The organism is Halomarina oriensis, from assembly GCF_009791395.1.
GTDB classification, from domain to species: domain Archaea; phylum Halobacteriota; class Halobacteria; order Halobacteriales; family Haloarculaceae; genus Halomarina; species Halomarina oriensis.
On record NZ_WSZK01000017.1, the window covers coordinates 54412 to 67900 of the forward strand.

Here is a 13489-nt window from a genome sequence, read left to right on the forward strand (position 1 = left end):
CGGGGACCATCGCCACCTCCACCGCCTCGGGAGTGTCGACCCCGACGAACGTCGTGTTCGTCGAACAGGTGGGGCCGTGTACAACGGTCCTCGCGGGCGTTCGGAGGTGTCGAAACTGTGGGTGGATGTCGGTCAGAACCGGAAGTTCCGGTCGACGATGACCACGTCACAGTCGAGGTCACGGACGCGCTCGAAGGTGGGACGGGAGACGAACCGGGAGGCGGCCGACCGGTCCTGGCTCGCGCCCATGATGACGAGGTCGTAGCTCGGTGCGTTCGCCTCGAGGAAGGTGGTGATGTCCGACCGGGAGATACGCGTCTCGACGGCGGCGGTGGTCGTCTCGACGAGGTCACGGAGCATCGTCTCGGCGTGGCGACGGCTCTCCTCGCTCTCGATGCAGTGACAGAGCGCGACCCGGCCGGTGTGACCGGAGAGTCTGCCCGCGAAGTCCAGCATCTCGTGGGCGACGTCGCCCGCCTTCCGAACGGGGACCATGACGTGTTTCCAGCGCGTCCGGCCGTCACACGAGCGGTGGACCACGACGTCCACGTCGCCACGGAGCAGGTCCCGGACGAACGGCGAGAGGGACCCTCGACTGGTCTCGTAGGGCGCGGCGATGAGGTCGCAGTTGGTGTCGTGGGCCGTCCGGACGACCGTCGAGGCGGGGTTCTGCCCCTCGCTGGCGACGACCACCTCACACGGGACGCCCACCTGCGTTCGGATGGCGGCCGCGCGGCCTTCGAGGTCCGTCGCCGCTCGTGCGACCGCCCGGTCCTCGGCACGCTGTGTGCCCTCGGCCGTCGACGACCGCCCACCGTCGGCCGCCGTCCGCTTCCCGTCGGAGGCGTCGGCGGACGCGTCCACCGACTCTTCGTCGACGAGGTCCAGCAGGACGACCTTCCCCGCGTCGTGGGCGGCGGCCAACCGCGCGCCGAGCATCGCCGTCGCGCCCGGTTCGTGGCCGCGCATCGGGACGAGAACGTGGTCGTCGCCTTTCGTCGACTGGTAGAGGTAGCGAGCGCGTTCGGCGTACACGTGCCGCCGCCAGAGGACGAAGACGGTGGCGACGACGGCCGAGGAGACGGCGATGCTCAGCACGTAGAGCACGCGCGACCCCGGCACGCCGTCGGTGACCAGCACGAGCAACGCCGAGGAGAACGCCGCCGGGACCTCCACGTCGAGCAGCCACGTCACCAGTCCAGTCAGGAACACCGCGAGCGCCGCGCTCCCGGCACCGACGGTCGTCGGTTCGGTCGCGTAGAACAGTTCGCCGACCCGGTACGCCACCAGGCCACAGACGGCCCCGAGCGTCAGGCCGGCGACGAACCGGACCGGCGAGGAGTGTCGCCCGGTCGGGTCGGCGAACAGCGTGTACGCTCCCGCGGCCAGCGGCGGGAACAGCAGGAACGAGAACGCCGGCACCGCGTTGGAGACGCCGGTGACCAGCGCCAGGACGAGCGGGACGAACAGGAGCGCCGAGAGACGGATGAGGTTGCGCGTCGTCTCCAGCCACACCCGAAGCTCCCTGAGCTCTCGACGTTCGACGCGCCTGAGTCGTCGCACGGCCTCGCGGAGCCGCTCGCCTCGCATGGTGGGTGTGCGACGGCCACCGATGATGTGCGTTTCGCCCGACGTGGCCGGCTCTCACCCGAAAGCGTATGCTGGCAGACACGAGTGTCCGAGTATGCGTGCCCTCCCCGTACTGCTCGTCTGCTGTGTCCTGCTCGCCGGCTGTGTCTCTGGACTCACGTTGCCCGGTGAGTCACCGAACACCGAGACCGACAACGGAACCGTCTACGTGGTCGAATCGGGCGAGACGGTCCGCGTCGGCGTCGGGTTCGACGGGGTTCGTGAACTCCACCCCGAGTCCACCGACAGCGAGGCCATCGCGTTCGAGTCGGCGTCGTTCTCGCCTGGCTCCTCCTCGGTCGCGCAGTCGCTTCCGCCGTACTACGTGTGGGATGCCCGGACCGACGTGGAGGGTATCGTCGAATATTCGGTCGCCGAGGACGCCGAATCGGGCGACTATCCGGTGACGGTCACCGCGTGGTCGGACGGGGACCACAGCCACGAGAACGGAACGACAGAGCGAATCGTGATTCGCGTCGTCGAGAACGAGAGCGGCTGAGAACGGGCGAACTTACAGCTGTGTCGTCGCCGTCAGCGCGATACCGATGGCGCGTTCGACGTTGTTCTTCGCCTTCTCGGGGAGTTCCTCGCCCTCCGTCTCGCCTTTCTGCGTGCCCTCGACGAGGTTCCCGTCCACCGTACAGATAGCGCCGGCGCGCAGGCCCTTCCGGCGAGCGAGCGTGAACACCGTCGCGGCCTCCATCTCGACGCTCAGGATGCCCGCCTTCTCCCACTCGGTGACGTACTCGTCGGTCTCGGCGTAGAACGCGTCGTCGGAGGCGATGGGGCCGACGTGGACTTCCTCGTCGTTGGCTTCCGAAGCGTCCACGAGTTCGGTGAGGACGTCGTAGTCCGGGACCGCAGGGTACTCGACGGACTCGTAGCGTTTCGAGGTGCCCTCGTTCTTCGCCGCGCCGGTGGCGACGACCATGTCGCCGATGTCGATGTGGCTCTGGAGCGCTCCGGTGGTCCCGACGCGGATGAACGTCTCGACGCCGATTCGAGAGAGTTCCTCGACGGCGATGGCGGCGGAGGGACAGCCGATACCGGTCGAGCAGATGGTGAGTTCGCGGCCCTCGAACTCGGCGTTGACGAGTTTGTACTCGCGGTTCTCCGCGACCGTCTCGACGTTCTCACAGTGGCCTGCGATGCGGTCGACGCGGCCGGGGTCGCCGGGGATGAGCGCGATGTCGGTCACGTCGCCCGCCTCGGCGAGGATGTGGGGTTGTTTGGCCATGGTCGGTCGTTCTCGCCGTGCGGGAAAAGTACGCCGGGTTCCGGTAGCGCCGACGGCCTCCGGGGGACGACTCAGTCGGACCCGAACAGGTCGCGCAGACGGGGGACCTCGGCGGGTGCGTCGAGCGTGTAGGTCGCTCGCCCGTCCTCGCTCCCGACCAGCACCGTCTCGAAACCCAGTTCCAGCGCCGGTTCGAGGTCACCGTCGACGCTGTCACCGACGACGACGTAGCGCTCGCCGGGGAGCGTTCGCGCCGCGAGACGGAGCAGGGCGGTGTCGGGTTTGAACGCCCGTGCTTCGACCGGCGAGACGAGCAGGTCGACGCTCGACGAGAGGCCCGCCCGGTCGACCTTGCGGCGCTGGACGGGGCCGTGCCCGCCGGTGACGACGGCGACCGGCGCGTCACGCGAGAGAGCGGCGAGCGTCTCGCGGACGCCGTCGGGGACGGACATCGCGTCGAGTTCGGCCCGGAGGAGCGCACGCGTGAACCGCTCGGGGTCGACCGACAGACCGTGAACCGAGACGAGGTCACGGGTCGCCGCGAGGAACGGGTCGTGGTGGAACGCGGTCGCGTGCTCGCGGATGGCCTCGCCGAACGTCGCCAGCAGGTCGTCGCCCGGTTCGACGCCGTGGTCGACACAGACCGCCGCGAAGATGCCCGGCGGTCGCGGGTCGTAGGTGACGAGCGTCTCGTCGAGGTCGAACAGGAAGACGATGGGAGTGTCGGACATGCTGACGACCGTCGTCACGGGGTAGCCACGAGAGCGAGATACGTCCGCCGGTTCCCGTCTTCAGGCGAGCAGGAACGAGAACGCCGGGACGAACAGGAGGAGTGCGACGACGAAGACGCCGACGGAGACGGCCCACGAGCGCCGGACCGTCGCGGCGACCGCTCGCTTCCCGCCGCCGTAGCGCGGGAGCACGCCCCGAGCGAAGAAACTGTAGAGAAACAGGCCGACGAACGCTCCGGCGAGCAGGTGGGAAACGAGCGGGACCTCGGCGACGGTGACCACCGCCGGGACGACGGCGTCGAGGACCAGCGCAACGAGCGCGTAGAGCACGCCGGCGAGGATGCCCGCAGTGTAGTGGACCGAGCGGGCCTGCTCCGGTCGTAACGAGTTCGGTGGCTCGTCGTAGAGGACGCCCGCGGCGACGAGCGGCGGCGTCGACCCCTCGTCGAGGCGGCCCATCGGCAGGTCCATCACGAGTGCGGCGAAGAACCCCCCGAGCATGGCGACCGGAACCCACAGCGTCGGCGAGATGGCTATCGGCACCGCGAGAGCCGAAGCCGGGAGTGTCCCGGCCGTCATGGCAGCGAAATCGGGCAGGCAGCCGTGAGCGAGGCGGCGAGCGGGGCGACCGCCGCGGTCGTCGGCTGGGCCGGCGAGATACTGAACAGGACGATGTTGTGGACTCCCGGCCCGAGACCGACCGCCGCGACGGCCGCCAGCAGGAGGTAGCCCTCGCTCGGGACCTCCTCGACGTAGTCCGCGACGAAGACGACGATGGCGGCCGCGAGGGCGAGTTTCAGCAGGACGAACAGCCACGCCGTCCCGAGAAACGGTTCCGTCGGCAGCCCTTCGCCCAGGGTGATGATGGCTGCCGACAGCGGCGTCTGCTCGCCGAAGCCCAACTGGTCGACGCCGACGGCCGTCGACAGCCCGTCGAGGACGTGTGCGAAGACGACGAGGACGCCCGCCCACCCGGTGATTCGGGTGGCGTCGGGGGCCAGTCGACCCAGCGCCCCCCACGTGAGGGCGGTCAGCACGACGGCACCGACGAGCGCGGCCCCCGGCCAGGCGATGTCGAGCGTCGTGCGCGTGATGCCGACGACGAGCGCCAGGCCGAGCACCGCGAGCACCAGCCCCGCCCCGGAGACGACCAGGACCATCGAGGCGAGTTCCCGGCCGCCGAGCAGCGACGACAGACCCCAGACGAACCCGAGGAGCGCGAACACGGTCAGGTAGACGATCGGCGACCCGAAGAACGGCGCGACGACGTCCGGAAAGACGTCGACCTGGTAGAGTGCGTACAGTCCCGCACCGACGACCATCCACGGCGTGAGCGCCAGCACCGTCACCTCCCGGACGGAGGGGCGTGCCAACCCGAGCGCCAACAGCGCCAGTGCGACCCCGCCGGCGACGACGAGGAGATATTGCACCGGCGGGAGCGAGAACCCCGACGGCAACAGTTGTAGCATACCGACCACTCTGTGGACACCTCCGAAAGGTTTGTGAATCGCTTTTGTACGGCGAGTCGCAGGTGGGGGTATGGACTACGACGAGTTCGCGGCCAGTATCGACCACACCGTGCTCGGTCCGGAGACGACCCTCAACGACGTGGAGACGCTCGTCGCCGAGGCCGAGGAACACGGCACCAACGTCTGCATCCCGCCGTGTTACGTCGCCGACGTGGACACCGACGTCACCGTCGCCACCGTCGTCGGGTTCCCCCACGGACAGCACGCGACCGGCGCGAAACACGACGAGGCCGAGCGGGCGTGGCGCGACGGCGCGGACGAACTCGACCTCGTCATCAATATCGGCCGACTGAAAGCCGGCGACGACGAGGCCGTCCAGGAGGACGTCGAGGAGGTCGTCGCCGCCACCCCGCTGCCGGTGAAGGTCATCATCGAGACGGCGCTGCTCACCGACGACGAGAAGCGCCGCGCGTGCCAGGCCGCGAAGGACGCCGACGCCACCATGGTCAAGACGTCGACCGGGTTCGCCGAGGGCGGTGCGACCATCGCGGACGTGGAACTGATGAGCGAGTACCTGCCCGTCAAGGCCTCGGGCGGGGTCGGAAGCTACGAGGAGGCGATGGCGATGCTCGACGCCGGTGCCGTTCGTATCGGTGCGTCGTCGGGCGTCGACATCGTCACCGGTCACCCGGACGCCTGAGTCGGGTCCCGTTCGCGGGGGACGGTCGCGGAACGTCGCGTTTTTGCCCGCGCGGACCGCATCCCCGCCAAGATGGCCCGCTACCACATCGAGACCTACGGCTGTACCGCCAATCGCGGGGAGAGCCGCCACATCGAGGCGGCCCTCCGCGACGGCGGCCACCACCGTGCGTCCGGCCCCGAGGAGGCCGACGTCGCCATCCTCAACACCTGTACGGTCGTCGAGAAGACCGAACGCAACATGCTGACGCGGGCCAAGGAACTCGAGGACGTCACGAAAGACCTCATCGTCACCGGCTGTATGGCGCTCGCACAGGGTGAGGAGTTCCGCGAGGCCGGCGTCGACGCACAGGTCGTCCACTGGGACGACGTGCCGAGCGCCGCACTCAACGGTGAGTGCCCGACGCTCACGCCCGACACCGAACCCGTCCTCGACGGCGTCGTCGGCATCCTCCCCATCGCTCGCGGCTGTATGAGCGACTGTTCGTACTGCATCACCAAGCAGGCGACGGGCCGCATCGACAGCCCCAGCGTCGAGGCGAACGTCGAGAAGGCGCGCGCGCTCGTCCACGCAGGTGCGAAGGAGATTCGCGTCACGGGACAGGACACCGGCGTCTACGGCTGGGACCAGGGCGAGCGCCAACTCCACACGCTCCTCGACCGTATCTGCGACATCGACGGCGAGTTCCGCGTTCGAGTGGGTATGGCGAACCCGAAGGGTGTCCACGGCATCCGCGAGGAACTCGCGGGGGTGTTCGCCGACAACGAGAAACTCTACAACTTCCTGCACATCCCCGTCCAGTCGGGGAGCGACGACGTACTCGGCGACATGCGCCGCCAGCACCAGGTTCGGGAGTTCGAGGAGGTCGTCGAGACGTTCGACCGCCACCTCGACCACTGGACCTGCTCGACGGACTTCATCGTCGGCTTCCCCACCGAGACGGACGCGGACCACCGACAGAGTCTCGACCTGTTCGAGCGCGTCCGTCCCGAGAAGGTCAACGTGACGCGCTTCTCGAAGCGGCCCGGCACCGACGCCGCCGACATGAAGGGTCTCGGTGGGACGCTGAAGAAGGAACGCTCGAAGGAGATGGTCGAACTGAAGATGGGCCTCCTCCGGGAGGTCCACGAGTCGATGGTCGGCGAGCGCCACGAGGTGCTCTGTGTCGAACAGGGCACCGGCGACTCGGTGAAGTGCTACGACGAGGCCTACCGGCAGGTCATCGTCACGGACGCGGAGGCGAGGGGTGTCGAACCGGGTGACCTCTTGGAGGTCGAAATCACGAGCGCACAGAACGTTTACTGCTTCGGCGAACCGCTGTAGACGCCTCCGCTCGCCGACCGGTTCTCGACGCTACTCCTCGTCCCGAGCGGCCGCACTCGGGCGTTCGCTCGACGCCCCGTGGCACCACGCCACACTTCACCACGCAACGTGTGCCGTGATCGCATCGGCCGTGAGAACGGTCCGGTAAAGCGACGTTTTCACTCTACGCAACGGGCATGCCCCCGACGTCGGAAGGTGAATCGATGAGTCTCCGACGACGTGACATTCTGACGATCGGAAGCGCTTCGGCCGTCGCAGCGCTGGCTGGCTGTCTCGGTTCGACCGACGACGACACCTCCGGAAACGACAGTACGAACGACAGCGCGAACGACTCCTCGGCGGGGAGCAACCAGTCGGTCGACGAGTTCGAGACGACGGACCTCGGCCAGGACGTCTCCGTCGACGGCACCTCCGTCGCCGTCAGCGCCCCCGACGTCCGTACCTCGCTCGTCTCCGAGACGGGCCGCAAGGAGTTCGCCCTGACCAACAGCGTCGGGAGCCACTACCTCCTCGTCCGCGTCGACGCCGGCGAGGGTGGTCCCGCTCCCGAGACGTTCACACTGGTGACCGAGTCCAGCGGCAACTACGACCCCTCGACGCCGACGAACGGCAACCCGCTCGCCGAGCGCGGTGCCGCGTACGACCCCGAGAACGGCGTCTCGGGTGGCTGGCTCGCGTTCACCGTCCCCGGCGGTATCGACTACTCGTCGGCCGCCGTCGCCGTCGACGGTACCGAGACCGGGTGGGCGCTGGGCGAGGCGGTCGTCTCCTCGCTCTCCGAGGCCGTCCCGTCGTTCACCCTGGAGAGCGTCGACGCCCCCGAATCCGTCTCGGCGGGCACGCAGTTCGACGTGACCGTGACGGTCGCAAACGGGTCGTCGACCGACGGTACGCTCCGCGGACTGGTCGACATGTCCACACCGAACTCGACGGTCAAGCCGTTCAGCGTCGACGTCGCCGGCGGTGAGACCGCGACCTACACCGAGCAGTTCTTCGCGCCGACGACGGCCGAAGAAGTCGCGTTCACGCTCCGAACCGACGGCGGGAACCAGTCCGTGAGCATCGCCATCGAGGGCGGTGGGGCGAACGGGACGAACGCGTCCGGGAACGCGACGAACAGCACCGGTAACTGAAACCCGCGACGCTCGCGGCCGCTCACTGCCGGTCAGACCCCAACCGTCGTGCGGGCGGCGTGTCCTCGGCGGTGATTCGCTCGCCGTCCTCTTCTTTCCACTCCCCGAGCTCTCGCGGGTCGAGGTGGACGAACACGTCGTCGACGGCGTCGACGGCGCGTATCTCCCGGACGACCGCCGTCTCGATGTCGTGGGCCTCGCCGAGCGTCAGGTCGCCTTCGATTTCGAGGTGGAGGCTGACGTCGACCTCCGGGCCGACGTGGTGGGCGACCACGTCGTGGACGCCGTGGACGTCCGGGTGGGTGAGTGCCCGCTCGATGATGTCCTCGTGGAGTTCCTCGTCGGGGGCCCGACCGACGAGGTAGCCGACGTTGTCCCGGCCGATCTCGTAGCCCGTGTAGAGGATGCCCAGCGCGACCACGCCGCCCGCGAGCGGGTCGAACACCGGGTAGCCGAGCGCCGCCCCGAGCACGCCGACCAGCGCAGCGCTCGCGGTGAGGATGTCCGCCCGGTTGTCGAGAGCGGTCGCCCGGAGCGCCGGCGAGCGATGGGTGTCGGCCATCCGAGCGCAGTACCGATAGAGGAGGTACTTCACGACCGCACTGGCCGCGAGGACGCCGGCGGCCAGCGGCCCGGCGACGGCCGTCCCGCCCGCGAGAACCGACTGGACGGCCTGCCAGAGCACGCCGACGCCGGCGACGGCGATGCCGATGGCGACGACCAGCGAGACGAACGGTTCGATGCGCTCGTGCCCGTGTGGATGCCCGTCGTCGGCCGGTTGGGTCGTCAGGTAGAGGCCGGCGACGATGACGAGACTGTACGCGGTGTCGGCGAGGCTGTTGATGGCTTCCCCACCCACCGCGAGACTGTCCGTCGAGAGGTAGACCGCGCCCTTCGCGAGCGCCAGCAGGAGGTTGACGCCGAGGACGAGCACTCCGACCCGTCTGAGCGCCGTGACGCGGTCCATATCGCCCCGTTAGACACTCCGAGGTAAAGGCGCTGTGGGCTGTGCCGGACGAATCCCGGAGTTAGACGGGTCGAAACTTCGACCCGGAGGCGGGGTGCTCACCGGAGTCTGACCGCGCCCGAGTCACCGACCGTCGCCCCCTCCTGGGCGGCGAACGCCTCGTGGAGACGGTCGTAGGTGTCCTCGACGGCCTCGACGATGACCTTCGTCCCGCCGACGACGGGCATGAAGTTGGTGTCGCCGTCCCAGCGCGGGACGACGTGGGTGTGGAGGTGGTCTTCGATGGACCCGCCGGCGGCCCGCCGAGGTTCAACCCCGCGTTGAACGCCTGTGGCGAGAGCGCCGTCTCCAGTGCGTCGAACGTCCGCTGTTTGAGGCGGGCGTGGTCGAGCAGTTGCTCGTCGGAGAGGCCCCGGTAGTCCCCGCCGTGGTCGTAGGGGATGACCATCGCGTGGCCGGGGTTGTACGGGTAGTTGTTGAGCAGGACGAAGCTGTGGTCGCTGCGGGCGACGATGCGGTGTTCCCGGTCGGTCCCGTCTCCGGGTAACGAACAGAACACACAGCCGTCGTCCTCGCCCGCCTCGTCGCGTTCGACCCACTCGATGCGCCACGGCGCGAACAACTGGTCCATACCACACACCCTCTTTGGGGTATCCTAAGCGTGTCCCTCGGCGGTGAATCGGGGGTCTGGGCTCCGTTTAGCTCTTGTGGCTGTACTCGCCGAAACGACCGTAGAACGGTGGAAAAACAGTTGTGAACGGTTCCACCTCGACCGTGGCGAACCGAGTGAAAACCGCACGACTGCGGACGGTTTCGTCGATGAACGGCCTCCAACGGTTTGCTCCCTTTATACCACCCCAGTCAGTACGCCAGAGCGATGGCAGCGACACAGAACAGTCGGAACGACATGACCGAAGAGTGCGCCGAGTGCGAGTCGGAGACGGCTCACTCCGTCTCGCTCCAGATTCGCACCGAGAGCACGAAGGCAGAGAACGCCCAGTTCTCCCGCGAACCCTACCGCGTCAGCACCTGTCTCGTCTGCGGTCACGAGGCGGCCCTGCGTATGAACAACGCGTAAGCGCCGTCCGTTCCGTCCGCCGCCCACACCGCTCGGTGGTCCACACCGTGAGGACTCCGTTGGCGACCCACTCCTCCCGACCCGTCCCCGTTCTCGCGTCGGCCCGTCACCTCGACGTGCGCGACCCTACGGAGCGAACGCTTCGGAGGACGTGCGTTCGAGGGCGACTACCGCGAGCGAGTCGTCACCTCACAGCCGTCCTCGGTGACGATGACGGTGTGTTCTTTCTGACTGACGAGACGGCCCTCGGCCTCCTGGAGGACGGGGTAGCCGTGGACGATGCCCTGCTGTTTCAGCCGTCGGAGCGCCATCTCCGCACGGTCGGTGTCCAGCCACCGCGTCGCAAACGGGAGCGTCCGGAACTCCTCGGTCACCTGCTCGACGACCTGCCGTGCCTGCCGGTTGCGGACGCTGCGCTCGTGTTCGAGCGCGAAGATCTCCTCGGTGGAGCCTTCGCCGACCTTCCCGGACCCGTCGGTGGCGAACGGTTCGACGGCGACGACGTCGCCCGCCTCCAGTTCGACGCCCGTGTCGACGGCCCGGTTGGGGATGTTCGGCGGGATGTGCTGTTGCCAGTGGCCCAGTCCGTGCCCGGTGAGGTTGACGACCGGGTTGAACCCGTAGCCGTCGATGGTCTCTTCGATGGCCGCCCCGAGTTCGCCGGTGTGGACGCCCGGTTCGACGAGGTCGAGCGCCGCGTCGAGCGCCTCCTCGCTCGCCGTCGCCAGGTCGTCGTTGCCCGAGAGGTCGACGGTGATGGCGGTGTCGGCCAGCCAGCCGTCGACGTGGACGCCGATGTCGAGGTTCACCATCTCCTCGCCGAACGTCGTCTCGTCGTCGACACCGGGCGTCGCGTGCGCGGCCTCGTGGTCGATGCTGATGTTGACCGGGAACGCCGGCTTCCCGCCGAGTTCTCGAATCCGGTCTTCGGCCCACTCCGCGACGTCGAGGTGCCTCGTACCGACATCGACGCGCTCTGCGGCCTCGTCGCGTACCTCCGCGAGAATCTCGCCCGCCTCGCGGTGTTTCTCGTACTGCTCCGTCGAAAGATCGACGCTCATACTCGGCGTTCCTCGCTCCGAGCAAAAGAGGTTGTGCTGTCCACCCGTTCCGGGTCGCTACGCGGCGGTGTGCGAGTCGCTCGCCGACGAAGGTCTATATAGTCCACTTGGGGAGGACGTACTCCGGCGACGCCGTACAGCGACCCGGACGGTCGACGCTACCGGAACGACGGTCGGACGCGACGGTCGGGGCGTTCTCGTTCGCCCTCCCTCGAACGCGCAACCGACGTCCGTGTACGGCTTCGGTCCGGGGGTCGCCCCGTACCACCACGTCGAGCGTGTCCACGGCGTCGAGTGCATCGAGCACTCGGGACTGGACGGTCTTGCTGGTCCTCGGCCGGTTACTACTCCTCGTTCGCGTGGCGACCCGTCTGCATCGCGTCGGAGTTGAACGCGCTCCCCGCTCGTCCCTCGGCGTCCATCACGACGACGCCCGCGCTGCTCTCGGTGATGTCCTCGAACTCCTCGATAGCGAGTTCCGCCGCCTGCTGTGGGTTCCGTCCCAGTTCGAGGTGGTCGACCGCACGGCGCGCGAGCGTGACACGGACGATGTCCTCGCCCGCGCCCGTCGAACTCGCGCCGCCGGCGTGGGTGCAGAAGAACCCCGACCCGACCTGCGGGACGTCGCCGACGCGACCCGCCAGCGCCCGCCAACGTCCGCCCGTCGAGGTGAGCGCGGCCACCGTCTCGCCGTCCGACGCGACGGCACCGACCGTATCCGACTCGTGGTGGGCGTCGCTCCCGGCGCTCGCACCGTCGCCCGGCGAGTCGTCGCCCTCGGGTGCGCCCCCGAAGTCGTCACGGAGCCATCGCAACTGCGCGAGGACGTCGTCGTTCGCCGGCGGTTCCTCGTCGGCCCACTGCTCGCGGGTCCGGTCGCTCCAGAGGTCGGTCTCCACTTCGATGTCCGAAGCGGCCGCGAGGTCGACGGCGTGGACGCCCGAGACGCAGACGTGTGGCGTCTCCTCCATGACGAGGCGAGCGACCTCTGAGGCGTGTTCGACGCCGGGCATCGAGGCCGCCGCGCCGACCTCCCGGTCGCTGGTCATCACGCCCGCGTCGGTGCGGACGACGCCGTCGGACTGGACCGACCCGCCGACGCCCGCGTTGAATCGCGGCGACGACTCCAGCACTCGGACCGTCTCGACGACGGCGTCGAGCGGCGTCTCGGCGTCGCGGCCGGCGGCGACGGCCTCGTCGAGCACCGCCTGTCGTGGCCCCGGTTCCTCGATGGCGCTCCCCGCTCCGCCGTGTGCGATGACGTACATGCCCCCGCTGGCGGTGGGAGCGGCTTAACTCCCGGCGACTCGCCGCCGGTCGGTCGCGCGACGACGACCGGTTCCGGGCCGACGACGGTGAGCCGACGGAGAGAACGTCACAACGGGCAGAGAGTGGCCGCGCTCGGACACGGTCGGACGCGAACCCTTTTTCGACGCGCCGCGAGTGCGGCCTGCATGGCGTTCGACCGCAGTCCCCCGAGCGACGTCACCGTCGTCGACCGCTTCGACGGCGGCGTCGGCTGGCGGGTCCACCCCGAGGAACGCGCCGCCCGCACGAGTCACGCGTTCGTCGCGGACGAGGAGGTGTGGGTCGTCGACCCGCTCGACGCACCGGGCGTCGACGACCTACTGACCGAGTACGGCGAGGTGGCCGGCGTCGCGGTCCTCTCGACCCTCCACACGCGCGACGCGGCGGCGTTCGCCCGCCGTCACGACGTTCCCGTCTCGCTCCCGCCGAACAGTGAGCGAGTCGCCGAGCGACTCGACGCGCCCACCCGACGACTCCGGAACGGCGACGGCGGGTTCACCTACCGACAGACGACGCCGCTCCCGTCGTGGCGCGAGACGGTGGCGTATCGGGCGTCCGACGGGACGCTGTACGCCGCCGACAGCCTCGGGACCGTCGCCGGGTGGGTCACGGGGGAGGAACGACTCGGCGTCTACCTGTTCTGCCGGCCGGTTCCGCCTCGTCGGCTGTTCGCGGGCTACGCCCCCGACCGGGTGCTGGTCGGGCACGGCGACGGGGTGTTCGACGAGGCGAGCGTGGCGCTCGACGACGCGCTGGCCGGCGCACGACGACGGTTCCCGCGGGCGCTGGCCGAGGACGGCGGGGCACAGCTTCGAGCGCTCGCGGACGCGCTCTCCGCGTCGGCGTGAGGGCG

General features: G+C 69.1%; 14 protein-coding genes and 1 pseudogene. 6 read left to right on the top strand and 9 right to left on the bottom strand.

All coding sequences use genetic code 11. The annotated features are described in order from the left end of the window. Positions 1-132 precede the first annotated feature (132 nt). Positions 133-1590, bottom strand: coding sequence for an HPP family protein (locus GQS65_RS11450; RefSeq protein ID WP_158204781.1), 1458 nt, complete (start codon positions 1588-1590; stop codon positions 133-135). A gap of 94 nt (positions 1591-1684) precedes the next feature. Here GQS65_RS11450 and GQS65_RS11455 point away from each other — a divergent pair, with 94 nt between their 5' ends. After that, the gene (locus GQS65_RS11455) at positions 1685-2128 is read left to right on the top strand and encodes a hypothetical protein (protein ID WP_158204782.1); all 444 of its coding nucleotides are present in this window, start codon (positions 1685-1687) and stop codon (positions 2126-2128) included. A 12-nt stretch (positions 2129-2140) separates the two neighbouring features. Here GQS65_RS11455 and GQS65_RS11460 read toward each other — a convergent pair whose 3' ends face one another. The 4 genes from GQS65_RS11460 to GQS65_RS11475 all read right to left on the bottom strand — a co-directional run bounded on the left by GQS65_RS11460 (position 2141) and on the right by GQS65_RS11475 (position 5066). Next, positions 2141-2866 (bottom strand): nucleoside phosphorylase, encoded by a 726-nt coding sequence (locus GQS65_RS11460; RefSeq protein WP_158204783.1) that lies wholly within the window; start codon positions 2864-2866, stop codon positions 2141-2143. A gap of 71 nt (positions 2867-2937) precedes the next feature. After that, positions 2938-3597 carry an HAD family hydrolase gene (locus GQS65_RS11465; protein WP_158204784.1) on the bottom strand — a complete coding sequence of 220 codons (660 nt, stop codon included), beginning with the start codon at positions 3595-3597 and terminating at the stop codon, positions 2938-2940. A 60-nt stretch (positions 3598-3657) separates the two neighbouring features. Continuing rightward, the gene (locus GQS65_RS11470; protein WP_158204785.1) at positions 3658-4176 is read right to left on the bottom strand and encodes a hypothetical protein; all 519 of its coding nucleotides are present in this window, start codon (positions 4174-4176) and stop codon (positions 3658-3660) included. After that, positions 4173-5066, bottom strand: a complete 894-nt coding sequence (locus tag GQS65_RS11475; RefSeq protein ID WP_158204786.1) for a DUF63 family protein — start codon at positions 5064-5066, stop codon at positions 4173-4175. Before GQS65_RS11475 ends, GQS65_RS11470 begins: the two co-directional genes overlap by 4 nt. Positions 5067-5136: 70 nt before the next feature. On the opposite strand from GQS65_RS11475, the gene deoC reads away from it, so the two are divergent. The 3 genes from deoC to GQS65_RS11490 all read left to right on the top strand — a co-directional run bounded on the left by deoC (position 5137) and on the right by GQS65_RS11490 (position 8222). Next, positions 5137-5766: a deoxyribose-phosphate aldolase gene (gene deoC, locus GQS65_RS11480; protein WP_158204787.1), complete on the top strand. Its 630-nt coding sequence runs from the start codon at positions 5137-5139 to the stop codon at positions 5764-5766. Between the two features lie 72 nt (positions 5767-5838). Continuing rightward, positions 5839-7089, top strand: a complete 1251-nt coding sequence (locus GQS65_RS11485; RefSeq protein ID WP_158204788.1) for a tRNA (N(6)-L-threonylcarbamoyladenosine(37)-C(2))-methylthiotransferase — start codon at positions 5839-5841, stop codon at positions 7087-7089. A gap of 203 nt (positions 7090-7292) precedes the next feature. Continuing rightward, positions 7293-8222: a hypothetical protein gene (locus tag GQS65_RS11490; protein ID WP_158204789.1), complete on the top strand. Its 930-nt coding sequence runs from the start codon at positions 7293-7295 to the stop codon at positions 8220-8222. A 22-nt stretch (positions 8223-8244) separates the two neighbouring features. Here GQS65_RS11490 and GQS65_RS11495 read toward each other — a convergent pair whose 3' ends face one another. Beyond that, complete coding sequence (locus tag GQS65_RS11495) at positions 8245-9189, bottom strand: cation diffusion facilitator family transporter (protein WP_158204790.1); 945 nt, start codon at positions 9187-9189, stop codon at positions 8245-8247. Positions 9190-9287: 98 nt separating this feature from the next. Next, a pseudogene (locus GQS65_RS11500) lies at positions 9288-9820 on the bottom strand (HIT family protein). 246 nt (positions 9821-10066) lie between these two features. Here GQS65_RS11500 and GQS65_RS11505 point away from each other — a divergent pair. After that, positions 10067-10267 carry a DUF7835 family putative zinc beta-ribbon protein gene (locus GQS65_RS11505; protein WP_158204791.1) on the top strand — a complete coding sequence of 67 codons (201 nt, stop codon included), beginning with the start codon at positions 10067-10069 and terminating at the stop codon, positions 10265-10267. A 167-nt stretch (positions 10268-10434) separates the two neighbouring features. Here the strand turns inward: GQS65_RS11505 and map are convergent, their stop codons facing one another. Next, the gene (map, locus tag GQS65_RS11510; RefSeq protein ID WP_158204792.1) at positions 10435-11328 is read right to left on the bottom strand and encodes a type II methionyl aminopeptidase; all 894 of its coding nucleotides are present in this window, start codon (positions 11326-11328) and stop codon (positions 10435-10437) included. 344 nt (positions 11329-11672) lie between these two features. After that, positions 11673-12596: an isoaspartyl peptidase/L-asparaginase gene (locus GQS65_RS11515; protein WP_158204793.1), complete on the bottom strand. Its 924-nt coding sequence runs from the start codon at positions 12594-12596 to the stop codon at positions 11673-11675. Positions 12597-12782: 186 nt separating this feature from the next. Between GQS65_RS11515 and GQS65_RS11520 the strand changes: the two genes are divergently transcribed. Beyond that, entirely contained in the window at positions 12783-13484 is a 702-nt protein-coding gene (locus GQS65_RS11520) for a hypothetical protein (RefSeq protein WP_158204794.1), read from the top strand. Positions 13485-13489: the final 5 nt, after the last annotated feature.

Coding starts and splice junctions, on each gene's coding strand:
- GQS65_RS11450 (WP_158204781.1), bottom strand. CDS start 1,590: ATGCGAGGCGAGCGGCTCCGCGAGGCCGTGCGACGACTCAGGCGCGTC.
- GQS65_RS11455 (WP_158204782.1), top strand. CDS start 1,685: ATGCGTGCCCTCCCCGTACTGCTCGTCTGCTGTGTCCTGCTCGCCGGC.
- GQS65_RS11460 (WP_158204783.1), bottom strand. CDS start 2,866: ATGGCCAAACAACCCCACATCCTCGCCGAGGCGGGCGACGTGACCGAC.
- GQS65_RS11465 (WP_158204784.1), bottom strand. CDS start 3,597: ATGTCCGACACTCCCATCGTCTTCCTGTTCGACCTCGACGAGACGCTC.
- GQS65_RS11470 (WP_158204785.1), bottom strand. CDS start 4,176: ATGACGGCCGGGACACTCCCGGCTTCGGCTCTCGCGGTGCCGATAGCC.
- GQS65_RS11475 (WP_158204786.1), bottom strand. CDS start 5,066: ATGCTACAACTGTTGCCGTCGGGGTTCTCGCTCCCGCCGGTGCAATAT.
- deoC (WP_158204787.1), top strand. CDS start 5,137: ATGGACTACGACGAGTTCGCGGCCAGTATCGACCACACCGTGCTCGGT.
- GQS65_RS11485 (WP_158204788.1), top strand. CDS start 5,839: ATGGCCCGCTACCACATCGAGACCTACGGCTGTACCGCCAATCGCGGG.
- GQS65_RS11490 (WP_158204789.1), top strand. CDS start 7,293: ATGAGTCTCCGACGACGTGACATTCTGACGATCGGAAGCGCTTCGGCC.
- GQS65_RS11495 (WP_158204790.1), bottom strand. CDS start 9,189: ATGGACCGCGTCACGGCGCTCAGACGGGTCGGAGTGCTCGTCCTCGGC.
- GQS65_RS11505 (WP_158204791.1), top strand. CDS start 10,067: ATGGCAGCGACACAGAACAGTCGGAACGACATGACCGAAGAGTGCGCC.
- map (WP_158204792.1), bottom strand. CDS start 11,328: ATGAGCGTCGATCTTTCGACGGAGCAGTACGAGAAACACCGCGAGGCG.
- GQS65_RS11515 (WP_158204793.1), bottom strand. CDS start 12,596: ATGTACGTCATCGCACACGGCGGAGCGGGGAGCGCCATCGAGGAACCG.
- GQS65_RS11520 (WP_158204794.1), top strand. CDS start 12,783: ATGGCGTTCGACCGCAGTCCCCCGAGCGACGTCACCGTCGTCGACCGC.